Origin of the sequence: Clostridium sp. AM33-3 (assembly GCF_003480315.1) — a bacterium.
GTDB lineage: Bacteria > Bacillota > Clostridia > Lachnospirales > Lachnospiraceae > Brotaphodocola.
In genome coordinates this window covers 1-12,968 of sequence record NZ_QUIV01000029.1, presented here as the reverse complement: position 1 = coordinate 12,968, position 12,968 = coordinate 1, and the positions used below count along the sequence as shown (strand labels likewise).

The following is a 12,968-nucleotide window of genomic DNA, read 5'->3' as shown; positions in this document are numbered from 1 at the left end:
TGCTCTGCTTTTGCCAGAAGCTCTTATTGACCGTTTCACAAGTGACGTGCCTTTTGCACTGATAACATACGCATGTAGCGTATCGACTTATAAAATTTGGGCTCCTAACCCAATCAATAATGTGGTTTCCCACTTTCAGCTTCTGACCCGCCTGTCCGTCTGGGCTTAACTCAATATCTGAGTGGTCACGTATTTTAAATTAGCATAATCTTTATGACCTATCAAGAAATTTTCTCAATTCTATTTTACACCTCGTCTGCTTCCTTATCCTTTCCAAGCCGTCTCAGCATGGTCTTCTTCACTGCGCGGAAGATATTCTCGTATCCGGTGCAGCGGCACAAGTGGCCGGACAGGAGTTTGCGGATCTCGTCATCGGAATATTCCTTTCCGGACTGTAAAAGCTCCGTTGCGCTCATGATAAAGCCCGGGGTACAGAATCCGCACTGGACAGCGGCCTCATCAATGAAGGTCTGCTGGATGTCGGACATCTCGCCGTTCGGGCCTGCCAGGCCCTCCAGGGTCAGGATTTCCTTGCCCTCGGCCCACACAGCCAGGTAAATGCAGGAATTGAAACACTCGCCGTCGATCAGGACGTTGCAGGCTCCGCACTCTCCTACCTCACAGCCCTTCTTGACGCTGGTAAGGCGGAAATCATCCCGCAGCACATCGGTTAGGGACGCGCGCACATCGATCATTTTTTCTACTTTCTTTCCGTTAATGGTGCAGGAAAGCAGCTTATACTGTTTACTCATGGACTTCACCTCCAGCCAGACGGATGGATTCGCACAGGGCGCGCTCTGCCAGTACCGTCGCGATATGTTCACGGAAATCTTTCGCAGCTCGCCAGCTGTCCCGCGGATTGATATCCTCAAGAACTGCCTGGGCAAACTCTTTGACTGCCGCTCTGCCCGTCTCTTTTCCACGGATCTTTGCTTCCGCGGAAGGGGCACGCATCGGTACCGGACCGGCTACGCCGTAAGCAATCCGGGCATCCAGAATTGTTTTTTTATCTTCGGAAAGCTTTACATTCACCGAGCATCCTGTAGTGGCGATATCCATGGCGTTGCGCATTGCATACTTGATATAATGTCCGAAATAGCCCTCGTAAGCTTTCTTCGGAATGATGATCGCAGTCTGCAGCTCGCCCGGTCTCAAATCCACCTTGCCTGCCTTGATGTAAAAATCGTGGATCGGAAGCCGGCGTACTCCTTCCGGTCCGGTGATCTCCACGATCGCGTCCCATGCATAGAGGGTTGAGGCAGAGTCAGCGGAAGTCACGCCGTTGCAGGTGTTTCCTCCGATGGTACCGATGTTGCGGATCTGGGGGCCGCCCACCATGTCTACTGCCTCGCCGAGTACGTTGATATATTTCTGGATGATCGGATCCTTGGTAATATGGGAAAAGCTGGTCAGGGAGCCGATGCGGATGGCACCGTCCTCCTCAAAGGATACGCCTCGCATGGCGTCGATCCCGTAAATGCTGACAAGCTCTTTTCCTGCGCGTTTTCCCTCGCGCATCTGCACCAGCACATCACTGCCTCCGGCAATGATCTGCGCTTCCGGATGTTCCATCAGGAGCGCTACTGCGTGCTCTACACTCTCCGCTTCGTAAAGCGCCTTTAAATCATACATAATGTAACCTCCTTAGAACAAACCTTCTTCTTTAAACCGTTTAAACAGAATGTGCGGGTTCACCGGCGCGTCATTGACTGCCACTCCGGTGGCCTGATAAACCGCGTTGCGGATGGCCGGAGCAACCGGACAGGTCGGCGGCTCACCCAGGGATTTTGTTCCGAAGGCACTGGTCGGCTCCGGATTTTCCACGAAGTAAGCACGCAGTCTCGGATGGTCCATAAAGGTGGACAGCTTGTAGTCCAGCAGGTTATTATTTAACGCGCGCCCGGTCTTCGGATCAAACAGCAGCTTCTCGGACAGGCCAAAGCCGATGCCCATGCTCATGCCGCCGTGTACCTGTGCCTCGGCCAGTGCCGGATTGATCAGGGTTCCGACATCATGCACGTTTACAATGTCAAGCAGCTTCACCTTGCACATCGGGATGTCTACCTCTACCTCCGCAAAACAGCATCCAAACGAGTAGGCGTTGGACTTGATCTGGGCGGTACTCTCTGCGGTAATGTGCTGGCTGTGCGTTACGCTGTACAGAGCCTCAGTAGCCAGCTCACCCACGCTCATCAGCACGCGTCCGTCGGTCACGCGGACAACGTTGCCCTCCACAAGATCCAGATTGTACGGAGGCATACGGGTCAGCTCATGGGCATAGTTCAAAATGCGCTCTTTCAGCAGCAGTCCGGTCTGGCGGATGGAGAAGCCTGCGGTGTAAATCTGACGGGACGCGTAAGCGCCGGTGCCAAACGGGGTCACATCGGTATCCTGGCAGGAAACCACATGCACCTGATCCAGGCGGACGCCTACAACATCCGCTGCCATCTGGGTATAGGCAGTGTCAGCACCCTGACCGATCTCTGTCTCACCCAGCTGTACCTGCAGGGAACCATCCTGATTCAATACCATACGGCAGGAAGAGGTTTCCAGGGAGATCGGCCATACTGCCGTGTTGTACCAGAATACGGACATGCCGATACCGCGGCGGATATCGCCGGTCTGATTCTGGTATTCCTTATATTTACGCTCGTAATCCATAGCTGCCATGCCCTTGTCCATACACTGGTTAAAGGTATCGCTGTACAGCTCATTCTTGGAAAATTCATCCTTAAAGCCAACCGGCATCAGGTTCTTTCTGCGAAACGCGATCGGGTCCATGCCGATCTTTGCCGCAACATCATCGGTGTGGCATTCAACAGCCCACATAGCCTGCGGAATACCGTATCCGCGCATGGCTCCGGCAGCCGGCTTATTGGTAAATACCGTATAGCCATCTGCCTCAATATTGTCACACGGGTAAAGCTGCGGGAATGCACCAACACCCTTTGCACAGATGCTGTGTCCGTGGGATGCGTACGCTCCCTGGTCGGAGAATGCCTCAAGCTTTCTTGCCGCAAAGGTTCCGTCCGGACGAACCCAGGATACGATATGGCTGCGGATCGCATGGCGTACACGGTTGGAAACGAAGGTTTCCTCCCGCGGCACATCCAGCTTAACCAGATGACCGCCCAGGTTCATGCAGACCCATGCGCAAAGCGGCTCATACAGAACGTCCTGCTTGTTGCCGAAGCCGCCGCCGATGTAAGGCTTGATAATCTGCACACGGCCCCAGTCAATTCCCAGTGCCTGTCCCACCACGCGGCGGACAATGTGCGGGATCTGGGTGGAGCTGAGCATACGGATGCGCTCGCCCTCCATCTGTGCAGTACAGATAAAGTTCTCGATATGGCAGTGCTGCACGGTCGGCGTGCTGTACCAGCCCTCTACCTTGATAAGGCCCGGCTCCCTGATGGCTTCCTCATAATTACCCTTGCGGATCGTGGTGTGCTTTAACACATTGCCCGGGTAATTTTCATGGATCTGCGGAGCATCCTCCTTCATGGCATCCTGTACATCCATAACGAACGGATACTCCTCATACTCTACTTTGATGGCCCGCAGTGCCTGGGCTGCTGCCACCTCATCCTCTGCTACGACTGCACCGATGTCATCGCCGTAGAAGCGGACACGGTCTGTCATGATCAGACGGTCTGCCACGTCCTGATGAGACGGGTCCGTAGACCACGGATGGCCTGCAGTCGGAAAATAGTGCTTTTCCTTCAGATCGAAGCAGGTGAAGATTTTTACGACTCCCGGAATCTTCTCCGCCTCAGATGTATCAATTGAAATAACCCGCCCATTCGCGATCGTGGAATGCAATACACGAATGATGTATGCGCTCTTGTCGCACAGATCATCGGTATAACGGGTTCTGCCCATTGCTTTATCATGAGCATCTACACGTGTTACCTTCTTTCCTACATACATTTGCTTACCCCTCCATTTGAAATCAGCGCCTGTAAAAATCCAATGCGCGATTTTTACCTTCTTTTGTTCAGGCGCGCCTTACGATCTGCCTTCGATACACTGTTCTATTGCCATCTGGCTGCGGGTCTGTTTCAGGCTGCAAGTGTTGTCAGCGCGACCACGCTGACCCGATACTGCCGCATTCCGGCAAAGCTCTCCTGCCTGAATAAAAGTTTGTCCCGCCGCCACTTCCATAGTGAACATGTAATTTTTAACTTTTTCTGTACAATTCTGAAACAACAGTTCCATCGCACTGCGTTTTGCCATTGGCAATTTCTGAAAAATATCCACGGGCACATCCTCCTATAGCATCATTGTAACCGCATTGTCTGCCGGAAAGAAAGGTCACATGACTTCTTTCTCAATAAAAATTATAAAATTTTCCGGCCTGCCACATATTTTCCGGCCACCTCCCGCTCATCACCGAGATAAATGACACGCTCCAGTCGCTGCTTTACCTCAAGTGACTGCGGATGCTCCAGCCTTGTGTCATCCAGAATTACCGCATCAAACTCATACCCCGGCTCAAAGCTTCCAACCTTACCAAAGAAGGCTCCGCCTCCCTTAGAAGCCAGATAAAAAACCTCCTCAACCGTAAGCGCCTTTAACCCCTGGTCACTCAGGCGCCAGCGGAGCTTGCTTGCCTGAATGGCATGGCGCATGGCCGCAAACAGGTTCTCCGTCGTACCTCCTGCCACATCACTTCCGAGTCCCACCGGAATCTGCTCATCTAAATACCGGCGTACCGGCGCGATACCGGAAGAAAGGTTGGTATTGGACTCCGGACAATGGGCAATAAAAACTCCATTCTCCTTCATCCTGCGGATTTCCGCTTCACCGGAGTAAACACAATGAGCCATGATGGTGCGGCATTTCCCGCCAAACATGCCGAAATGGTCGTAGGCATCTCCGTAAAATTCTGCCCACGGACAGAGCTCCTGCACCCAGGCAATCTCTCCCAGATTCTCCGATAAATGAGACTGCACCGGAAGCCCGGTTTCTTTCTGGATATCATGCAAAAGCTCCATTAATTCGTCACTGCAGCTTGGCGTAAACCGCGGAGTCAGGATTGGCTGCACACGCTCATAATGCCGTTCTGCCACGGCCCGGATCCATTCCCTGGTTGCCTTTGCAGATGCCTCTGCCGAAGCCTCCCGCAGATAGTCCGGACTGTTGCGGTCCATATTCACCTTGCCCACCATCGCCGCAATTCCTGCCTCTTCCAGCCGGTCCATCAGAAGAAGGGTTGCTTCGTTGTGAATGGTGGCAAACACACAGGCTCTTGTAGTAGCGCCGTGTGTTAAATTCTTTACAAAAATATCATATGCCTTCCTTGCGTATTCCGGATCCCGGTACTTGCTCTCCTCCGGAAAGGTGTTGGTATTCAGCCAGTCCAGAAGCTCCAGATCCATGCCTAGTCCCCGGAACGAATACTGCGGTGCATGAACGTGAAGATCCGTAAGCCCGGGGATGATGATCCGGTCTCCCATATCTTCTACCGGAATGCCGCAAAACTGTTGGGGAAGTTCTGGATAGATTCCCTGCACCCTTCCGTCCGCACAGACCAGATACTGATGCTCAAGGATTTCCATTGTTCCGATTTTTTTTGTGTATACAAGATTGCCTCTCAGGGCAAAGGTCTGTTTCATATTTATTCATCCTTTCCTATATGTTCCTTATCCCCATACATTGTACTGAAAACAAAAAAGAGAATTCCGCGCTCATGCGAAATTCTCTGCTGGTTTTTTCTTTCCGGAGTAGCACACAGTCGCATGAAACTCCCGGGGTTCCCCGGTTCATGTAACTATGTAGTCAACTCTTTACGGCAGTTGGTAGAAACTCTGGACCCATCTCCAGAATATACATATCGTCACCTGTTTTATGAAGTTGTTGTTATTATAGACTTTGGAATATGGAAAGTATACGGACAAAGCTTCTCAAAAAGCCGGCATATTTTCGGCACTATTACCGATTTTTACATGTCATATGTCCTTTTTCCATACAATTTTAACATCTTGTTTCAAAAAAGTCAAATGTCCTTTTCTATTTTATTCTGGATTTTCAGTTCCATCTGACATGCACATCAAGCGCAGCTTTCAGCTGCTCCATTGCCTTCACGACCGTGGTTCGCGGACAGGCGAGATTGAAACGCTCAAACTGTGCTGTTTCCGGTCCGAATACCTTGCCAGAGTCCAGCCACAGCTTTGCCTCCTCTACCATCAGATGCTCGAGCTCTTCATCGGTGAAGCCATAGCCGGAAAAATCTACCCAGGTCAGATAGGTACCCTCCGGCTCCACAAAATGCGCCTTCGGGAAGTTCTCCTTCACAAATGTGCGCATATATTCCATGTTTCCGGTCAGATACTCCAAAAGCTCATCCACCCACCGCGCGCCTTTGGTATACACGGTTTTCACGGCAACCTGCCCCATAATGTTTCCCTGACTGTAGCCCGCTGCCGCATTTGCTTTCCGGTAAGCTTTCCGGAGCTTCTGGTTCTGGATGATGATGTTTGCCGGCTGAAATCCTGCCACGTTAAAGGTTTTGCTTGGTGAAGTATACAGCACCAGGCTGTCCTGGTATTTCGCGTCCAGAGTCTGGAAGCTGGTAAAATGACTTCCCGGAACGGATAATATACCGGCTGCTGGATGAGGATCGCATCGCCCTCCTTTGTAAATGCCTTTACGCCGGTGGCAAGGCCGTATACCACGCCGCAGCCCACTGTCACCGTTTCCCGATCTACATGGTAGCCATGACGCGTGAAGAACCAGTGATCCAGCGCATCAAAGTATTCCTGGTCCGGATCCGTGTAGCCAAAAATCCCATGATCGATCCGCGACCGGAAGTCCGCGAGGATCTCCTCCTAAAGCTGAAAATCCATATCTGCCACTCACAGCGGTAAGAGATCATCACGTCCTTTGCGCTCTGCCTTATGCTTTTCCATTCCATTCACTGAGCCTGTTTAAAGCCTCCTTGCTTCCGGAAATATAGGCAATATCACCTTTCTTAAACGCATAATCCGGTGTAATGGTCTCGATCAGCTTTCCATCATTCTCCACCGCAATGATGTTGACACCAAACCGTCCGCGCAGATTGGCCTCCACCACGGTTTTTCCTACGCTGCGCTCCGGCATGATCATCTTGGAGATATTCAGTTTTTCACTCAGCTGGATAAAGTCCAGCATGCGGACTGCCTCCAGCCGGTGTGCCAGACGCACTGCCATGTCGCGCTCCGGGTAAACCACCTGGGCCCCGATCTTTTCCAGAATTTCCCCATGCTCCATACTGGAGGCCTTGGAGATGACAGTCGGTATCCCAAGGCTCACCAAATTCAGTGTAGTCAGGATGGAGATATCCAGCTGTTCACCGATACAGACCACCGCCACATCGCAGTTCTGCACACCGGTCTCCGACAGTGTCTTTTTATCCAGCGCATGCACTACGTAAGCATTTTCCGTATACTCCCGCAGTTCCCGCACCTTTTCTTCTTCTTTATCCAGTACCACAAGCTCTGCTCCCGCCGCTGCCAGCTCCAGAGCCAGCGCATGTCCGAAACGGCCAAGACCAACGATTCCGTAAGTGTTTTTTTCATTACTCTTCTTTTTGAACATTGCTTTCCTCCATGCCCTTTTCCAATTTTTATCCAATCGCGATATTTCCTTCCGGATAGCTTACCCGCTCACCCTTGGTAAAATACCAGAGGGAGGCGATCGTCAGCGGTCCCAGCCTTCCAATAAACATGATCAGAATGGTCAGGATTTTTGCCGCATCGCAAAGTCCCGCAGAAATTCCGGTCGAAAGTCCGGCAGTACCAAAGGCACTGCTCATTTCAAACAGCGCATCCAGAAACGGTACGCCCGGCTCTAAAATCACCAGAATATAAGTTCCGGACAGCACAATACCGATGGCCAGCAGTGTGATCACTGCCGCCTTGCGGAACGCGTCAGCCGGGACCGCATAGCGGAATGCCTTCTCCGATGTATTTGTTGCTGAAGAACGTATTCCCTCAAGCAGCACATAACAGGTCGTAGTCTTGATACCACCTCCGGTAGAACCCGGAGAAGCGCCGATCACCATCAGCACAATGACCGTCAGAAGTCCTGCGCCGGAAAAAGATCCCAGCGGAAATGTAGAAAATCCGGCGGTTCTTGCGGATACACTGGTAAAGAAAGCTCCCATCCAGGTAATATCCTCTGTCAGCTTTAAAAGCACTGTGCCGGCTGCCGTCAGCACCAGGCTCATAAACAGCACCACCTTGGCGTGCATGGAAAGCTTTTTCCATCGGAACCGTTTTGCAATGACCTCACGGATCACCAAAAAGCCGATGCCGCCAAAAATAACCAGGGCGCAGGTCACCACATTCAAAAGTACATCATCCTGGTACGGAATCAGGTTCTGACCGCCGCCCAGAATGTCAAATCCGGAGTTATTGAAGGAAGCCACCGAATGAAACAGGCTGACTCCGGCCGCCTTTAACGGTGGAAAGTTTTTTCGAAATACCAGAAAGCTCAATGCTGCTCCGGCCAGTTCGAATGTAACCGTAGTCAGAAATACCAGCCGGATAAAACGGATCACGCCCTTTCCGGAATCCAGATTGCCAGCCTCCCGGATCAGGTTTCTGGCCTTCAGGTTGATCTTCTTTCCCATGGCCAGGATCACACCGGTTCCCACCGCTGTCACCCCAAGACCGCCGACCTGGATCAGCATACCCAGAAAGAACTGGCCAAGCGGCGTAAACGTATCCCCTGCATCTACAGTGAGAAGTCCTGTTACACACACCGCACTGGTAGACATATAAAGGGCATCAATGTAACGCAGCGTAACTCCGTCCCGTATGCTGCAGGGCAGACTTAAAAGCACCGATCCGATCAGGATCACCAGCGCAAAGCCCAGCGAAATAATCCGCACCGGGGACTGTTTCTTTAGAAAATTCATAGCTTCGCCTTTCTGTCAGATAAATTTACAAATTAACATTGATTATACCATAACCGTTTTGTTTATGGGATTAATTTTTCATCAATGGTTTTCTTCCTCGGACGCAAAGATGATGAACTGCTCCATTTCCCGCGTTCTGAACTTATTTTTGTGGTAAAAGATCTGACGGTACATGGATATTTCCACGTCATCCACCTCCACAGCAGCAAGTGTTCCCTCCCAGATCTGCTTCTGCACCGCAAACAGCGGGAGAAACGAAAGACCGCGGCTCTGCTCCAGCATCTGGATGATAAAGGCTGTATCACTGATTTCCAGAACCGGGGACAGGCAGCAGTGGCAGGAGGCAAGGTGCTGGTCCAGTGCCTGGCGGTAATTTGCATTTTTCTCTGTTAAAAAAAATGGTTCCTGTAAAATCTGGTCCAATGTTATCTGCCGAACCGATATTTCTTCCTGCCCAACTGTTTTTGTGCTCCATTTCACTGTGCCGTTCTTCTCGCATTCTGCGTATTTTTGTGCCCAGAATGCCGGGGATGCCACAAATACGACCGGCTCTGCCACTTCCATGGCCTTCACCCAGCTTTCACTCCACCGGGGCGCATCCAAAATATAAATGATATCCAGCTGATCGTGCTCCATCATGCGAATCAGCTCTTCCGGGGTTCCCACCGTGATCTGAAGCTTTACCTGTGGATGATGTTCCCGGAACCGGCTCACAATAGCCGGAAATTTGGCCGCACACAGCGATTCGATCGTGCCGATGTGAAGCGGATTTTTCAGTTCCTCATCCTCATGCATGGACAGGCGTGTACGGTTTACCTCGTAGAGGATCGTGTTCGCGTGCATCAAAAATTTCTGTCCCTGCGGTGTCAATACCACCTGCTTTCCCATCCGGTCAAACAGGCGCGTTCCAAGCTCCTTTTCCAGCATGCGGATCTGGACCGTCACTGCCGACTGCGAATAACCAAGCTGAACTGCCGCCCTGGAAAAGCTCTGAAGCTGTGCAGCCTGAATAAAGGTCTGAAGCTGGCGAAATTCCATAAAACGCCTCCCTATGATTGAATTATTTTCAACATACTCATGAAAACTATGAATTTGATTCATTTATGTTACCATGATATAATGCTCCTGCGAAGACGTCAACCGCTATTTTTTATGGAATCTGTATATAATTGCTGCAGATTTCAGCAAGTGATTCACATTTTTGTTATTGGAGGGAATTTACAAATGGAAAAAAAGAAATTCAAAATGGGGCTTGTACCAAAGCTGATCCTGGCGATCATCCTCGGTATCTTATTCGGTCAGTTTCTGCCGGAGGGCTTTTGCCGTCTTGTTGTCACACTGTCCGGATTTTTCAGTAACTTTTTAAAATTCGTCATCCCGCTCATGATCCTGGCTTACGTTACCATGGGTATCGCAGACCTGTCCCAAGGCGCAGGAAAACTCCTGCTCATCACCGTGGCCCTGGCTTACGGCTCAACCCTGATCGCAGGTTCCGCATCTTTCCTGGTTGCGGAAAGCCTGTTTCCGAGCTTTATGAGTGCTGACGCGCTGGACCAGATTGCTGCTACCGCAGAGGTTTCTCTGTCCCCGTACTTCACCATCGCCATCCAGCCGGTCATGGACACCTTGTCCGCAGTGGTCCTGGCTTTCGTCCTGGGCCTGTGCCTCTCTTCCATGCGTGGAAAAGAGATCGGTGATACCCTGTACAATGCAATGAAGGATTTCTCCTCCATCATTGACAAAGTACTCCACAATGTTATCATCCCGCTGCTGCCGCTTTACATCTGCGGCACCTTCACGGATATGACCATTTCCGGCAAGACCTTTGCAATTCTTGGCATCCTCTGGAAGGTATTCCTGGTTGTCATTGCCATGCACCTGATCTGCATCACCATTCAATTCATCGTTGCCGGAACCATCAGCAAGAAGAACCCGTTAACCCTGATCAAAAATCAGCTTCCGGGATACGCAACCGCACTGGGAACCCAGTCCTCCGCTGCCACCATCCCGGTTAACTTACAGTGCGCAGCCAACGACGGTGTCTGCGAGCAGATCCGTAACTTCGTGGTTCCGCTGTGCGCCAATATCCATATGGCAGGTTCCATGATCACCATCACAGCCTGCGCTACCGCAGTCTGCCTGATGAACCAGCTGCCCATCAGCCTGGCTACCGTTGTTCCGTTCATCATGACCCTCGGTGTTGCCATGGTTGCTTCCCCGGGTGCTCCGGGCGGATCCATTATGACCGCGCTTCCGTTCCTCTATATGGTATTCGGCACCACTGCCGGAGATCCGAACGGTCCGATCTGCGCGATCATGGTTGCCCTTTACATCACCCAGGATTCCTTTGGAACTGCCTGCAACATTTCCGGCGATAACGCCATCGGCGTCATTGTAGATACCATTTATCACAAATTCATCATCAAAGAAACTCAGGAGGCTTAACATGTCATTTATCAGTGTTTTCGATGTGCTCGGACCAAACATGATCGGCCCGTCCAGTTCCCACACAGCAGGTGCGGCCCGCATCGGTTTTCTGGCTCAGAAAATGATCGGCGGAAACGTTGTCCGGGCTGATTTTACGCTTTATGGTTCCTTCGCCAAAACCTATCACGGTCACGGAACCGACCGGGCGCTCCTCGGCGGCATCATGGGATTTTCCACCGACGATATGCGCATCCGTAATTCCTTCGAGATTGCGCAGGAAACCGGCCTGGCTTATACCTTCACCCCGAATGAGATCGAAACCGAGATCCATCCGAACACTGTGGATATCTCCATGACCAATAAAAACGGCCAGACCATGACCATCCGCGGCGAATCCTTAGGCGGCGGCAAGGTCCGCATCGTTCGCATCAATGGCGTAAAGGTAGACTTTACCGGAGAGTACAGTGCCATTATCGTGGTACAGCAGGACAAACCTGGCGTTGTTGCCCACATCACCAAAGTTTTAAGCGACCGCGGCGTCAACATCGCGTTCATGCGACTGTTCCGCGAAGCAAAAGGACACACCGCTTACACGATCGTAGAATCCGATGGAAAGCTTCCGGAGGATGTAACAGAGAACCTGAAAGACAATGTCAACGTACGCGATGTCATGGTCGTACAGATCTAAAGAAAGGGAGGACAACAGACAATGGATTTTAAAAACGCGAAAGAACTTTTAGAATTATGTCAGAATCAAAATCTCCCGATTTCTGAGATCATGCTCCGAAGAGAAATGACCGAGGGCGAGATGCCGGAAGAGGAAGCCAGCAGACGCATGGCGCGTGCTCTTGCAATTATGAAGGAATCCGCGCATACTCCGATTCAGACTCCGGTTCGCTCCATGGGCGGCCTCATCGGCGGCGAAGCTGAAAAGCTGGCTTCCCACCAGGCAGCCGGTCGCGGTATCTGCGGCGATGTGCTGGAAAAGGCCATCACCTACGCGGTAGCTGTTCTGGAAACCAACGCTTCCATGGGCCTCATCGTGGCTGCTCCGACCGCCGGTTCCGCCGGTGTGGTCCCGGGTATGCTGCTGGCACTGCAGGAATGTCACAGTTTTTCTGATAATGACCTCACCAAAGCCCTGTTCAATGCCGGCGCTATCGGTTACCTGGCTATGAGAAACGCGACCGTAGCCGGTGCCGTGGGCGGCTGTCAGGCCGAGGTCGGTATTGCATCTGCCATGGCGGCTTCCGCCGCCGTAGAGCTCTTCGGCGGAAGTCCGAAGCAGTGCCTCGATGCAGCCACCATCGTACTCATGAATATGCTGGGTCTTGTCTGCGATCCGGTCGGCGGCCTGGTCGAGTACCCATGCCAGAACCGTAACGCCGCAGGCGTAGCCAACGCCCTGATCGCAGCGGAGATGGCTCTTGCAGGTCTCTCCCAGCTCATCCCGTTTGATGAAATGTTAGAGACCATGTACACCGTAGGCAAACGCCTTCCGGCGGAACTGCGCGAAACCGCCATGGGCGGATGTGCCACCGCACCATCTGCCTGCGCCGCATGCCATATGTGCAGCTAGAAAATAGCAATTTAAGGGAATAGCACGAAAGGGTCCGAAGTTCCGGGGAGGGCCTACAGA

Annotated in this window: 13 protein-coding genes and 1 riboswitch; of the genes, 4 read left to right on the top strand and 9 right to left on the bottom strand. The window is 51.8% G+C overall.

Annotation, left to right across the window (positions count from 1 at the left end; all coding sequences use genetic code 11):
* Window positions 1-245: 245 nt before the first annotated feature.
* From xdhC to DW819_RS15995, 6 genes are all read right to left on the bottom strand, one after another.
* The gene (xdhC, locus tag DW819_RS13615; protein WP_118733692.1) at window positions 246-752 is read right to left on the bottom strand and encodes a xanthine dehydrogenase subunit XdhC; all 507 of its coding nucleotides are present in this window, start codon (window positions 750-752) and stop codon (window positions 246-248) included.
* The gene (gene xdhB, locus DW819_RS13610) at window positions 745-1,632 is read right to left on the bottom strand and encodes a xanthine dehydrogenase subunit XdhB (protein WP_118733691.1); all 888 of its coding nucleotides are present in this window, start codon (window positions 1,630-1,632) and stop codon (window positions 745-747) included. Before xdhB ends, xdhC begins: the two co-directional genes overlap by 8 nt.
* 12 nt (window positions 1,633-1,644) lie before the next feature.
* Window positions 1,645-3,930, bottom strand: coding sequence for a xanthine dehydrogenase subunit XdhA (gene xdhA, locus DW819_RS13605; protein ID WP_118733690.1), 2,286 nt, complete (start codon window positions 3,928-3,930; stop codon window positions 1,645-1,647).
* Window positions 3,931-4,008: 78 nt separating this feature from the next.
* Window positions 4,009-4,260: a hypothetical protein gene (locus DW819_RS13600; RefSeq protein WP_118733689.1), complete on the bottom strand. Its 252-nt coding sequence runs from the start codon at window positions 4,258-4,260 to the stop codon at window positions 4,009-4,011.
* Window positions 4,261-4,340: 80 nt separating this feature from the next.
* Window positions 4,341-5,618, bottom strand: coding sequence for an amidohydrolase family protein (locus tag DW819_RS13595; RefSeq protein ID WP_118733688.1), 1,278 nt, complete (start codon window positions 5,616-5,618; stop codon window positions 4,341-4,343).
* A 140-nt stretch (window positions 5,619-5,758) separates the two neighbouring features.
* Window positions 5,759-5,855: riboswitch (purine riboswitch) on the bottom strand.
* Window positions 5,856-6,030: 175 nt separating this feature from the next.
* Entirely contained in the window at window positions 6,031-6,501 is a 471-nt protein-coding gene (locus DW819_RS15995; RefSeq protein ID WP_243025870.1) for a hypothetical protein, read from the bottom strand.
* A 218-nt stretch (window positions 6,502-6,719) separates the two neighbouring features.
* Here DW819_RS15995 and DW819_RS15990 point away from each other — a divergent pair, with 218 nt between their 5' ends.
* Window positions 6,720-6,869, top strand: coding sequence for a hypothetical protein (locus DW819_RS15990; protein ID WP_243025868.1), 150 nt, complete (start codon window positions 6,720-6,722; stop codon window positions 6,867-6,869).
* Between the two features lie 28 nt (window positions 6,870-6,897).
* Here DW819_RS15990 and DW819_RS13585 read toward each other — a convergent pair whose 3' ends face one another.
* The 3 genes from DW819_RS13585 to DW819_RS13575 form a co-directional block, all read right to left on the bottom strand.
* Window positions 6,898-7,578: a TrkA family potassium uptake protein gene (locus DW819_RS13585; RefSeq protein ID WP_118733687.1), complete on the bottom strand. Its 681-nt coding sequence runs from the start codon at window positions 7,576-7,578 to the stop codon at window positions 6,898-6,900.
* A 28-nt stretch (window positions 7,579-7,606) separates the two neighbouring features.
* Window positions 7,607-8,902 carry a potassium transporter TrkG gene (locus DW819_RS13580; RefSeq protein WP_118733686.1) on the bottom strand — a complete coding sequence of 432 codons (1,296 nt, stop codon included), beginning with the start codon at window positions 8,900-8,902 and terminating at the stop codon, window positions 7,607-7,609.
* A gap of 81 nt (window positions 8,903-8,983) precedes the next feature.
* Complete coding sequence (locus DW819_RS13575) at window positions 8,984-9,940, bottom strand: LysR family transcriptional regulator (protein WP_118733685.1); 957 nt, start codon at window positions 9,938-9,940, stop codon at window positions 8,984-8,986.
* 186 nt (window positions 9,941-10,126) lie between these two features.
* Here DW819_RS13575 and DW819_RS13570 point away from each other — a divergent pair, with 186 nt between their 5' ends.
* Genes DW819_RS13570 through sdaAA form a run of 3 tightly spaced genes read left to right on the top strand, consistent with a single transcriptional unit; the run spans window position 10,127 to window position 12,908 of the window.
* Window positions 10,127-11,347, top strand: a complete 1,221-nt coding sequence (locus tag DW819_RS13570) for a dicarboxylate/amino acid:cation symporter (RefSeq protein WP_118534323.1) — start codon at window positions 10,127-10,129, stop codon at window positions 11,345-11,347.
* 1 nt (window position 11,348) lies between these two features.
* Window positions 11,349-12,017 carry an L-serine ammonia-lyase, iron-sulfur-dependent subunit beta gene (gene sdaAB, locus DW819_RS13565; RefSeq protein WP_118733684.1) on the top strand — a complete coding sequence of 223 codons (669 nt, stop codon included), beginning with the start codon at window positions 11,349-11,351 and terminating at the stop codon, window positions 12,015-12,017.
* A gap of 21 nt (window positions 12,018-12,038) precedes the next feature.
* Window positions 12,039-12,908: an L-serine ammonia-lyase, iron-sulfur-dependent, subunit alpha gene (gene sdaAA, locus DW819_RS13560; RefSeq protein ID WP_118733683.1), complete on the top strand. Its 870-nt coding sequence runs from the start codon at window positions 12,039-12,041 to the stop codon at window positions 12,906-12,908.
* The last annotated feature ends 60 nt before the right edge of the window (window positions 12,909-12,968 follow it).

Coding starts and splice junctions, on each gene's coding strand:
- DW819_RS13580 (WP_118733686.1), bottom strand. CDS start 8,902: ATGAATTTTCTAAAGAAACAGTCCCCGGTGCGGATTATTTCGCTGGGC.
- DW819_RS15990 (WP_243025868.1), top strand. CDS start 6,720: ATGACGCGTGAAGAACCAGTGATCCAGCGCATCAAAGTATTCCTGGTC.
- sdaAA (WP_118733683.1), top strand. CDS start 12,039: ATGGATTTTAAAAACGCGAAAGAACTTTTAGAATTATGTCAGAATCAA.
- DW819_RS13575 (WP_118733685.1), bottom strand. CDS start 9,940: ATGGAATTTCGCCAGCTTCAGACCTTTATTCAGGCTGCACAGCTTCAG.
- sdaAB (WP_118733684.1), top strand. CDS start 11,349: ATGTCATTTATCAGTGTTTTCGATGTGCTCGGACCAAACATGATCGGC.
- DW819_RS13570 (WP_118534323.1), top strand. CDS start 10,127: ATGGAAAAAAAGAAATTCAAAATGGGGCTTGTACCAAAGCTGATCCTG.
- DW819_RS13585 (WP_118733687.1), bottom strand. CDS start 7,578: ATGTTCAAAAAGAAGAGTAATGAAAAAAACACTTACGGAATCGTTGGT.
- xdhA (WP_118733690.1), bottom strand. CDS start 3,930: ATGTATGTAGGAAAGAAGGTAACACGTGTAGATGCTCATGATAAAGCA.
- DW819_RS13595 (WP_118733688.1), bottom strand. CDS start 5,618: ATGAAACAGACCTTTGCCCTGAGAGGCAATCTTGTATACACAAAAAAA.
- xdhC (WP_118733692.1), bottom strand. CDS start 752: ATGAGTAAACAGTATAAGCTGCTTTCCTGCACCATTAACGGAAAGAAA.
- xdhB (WP_118733691.1), bottom strand. CDS start 1,632: ATGTATGATTTAAAGGCGCTTTACGAAGCGGAGAGTGTAGAGCACGCA.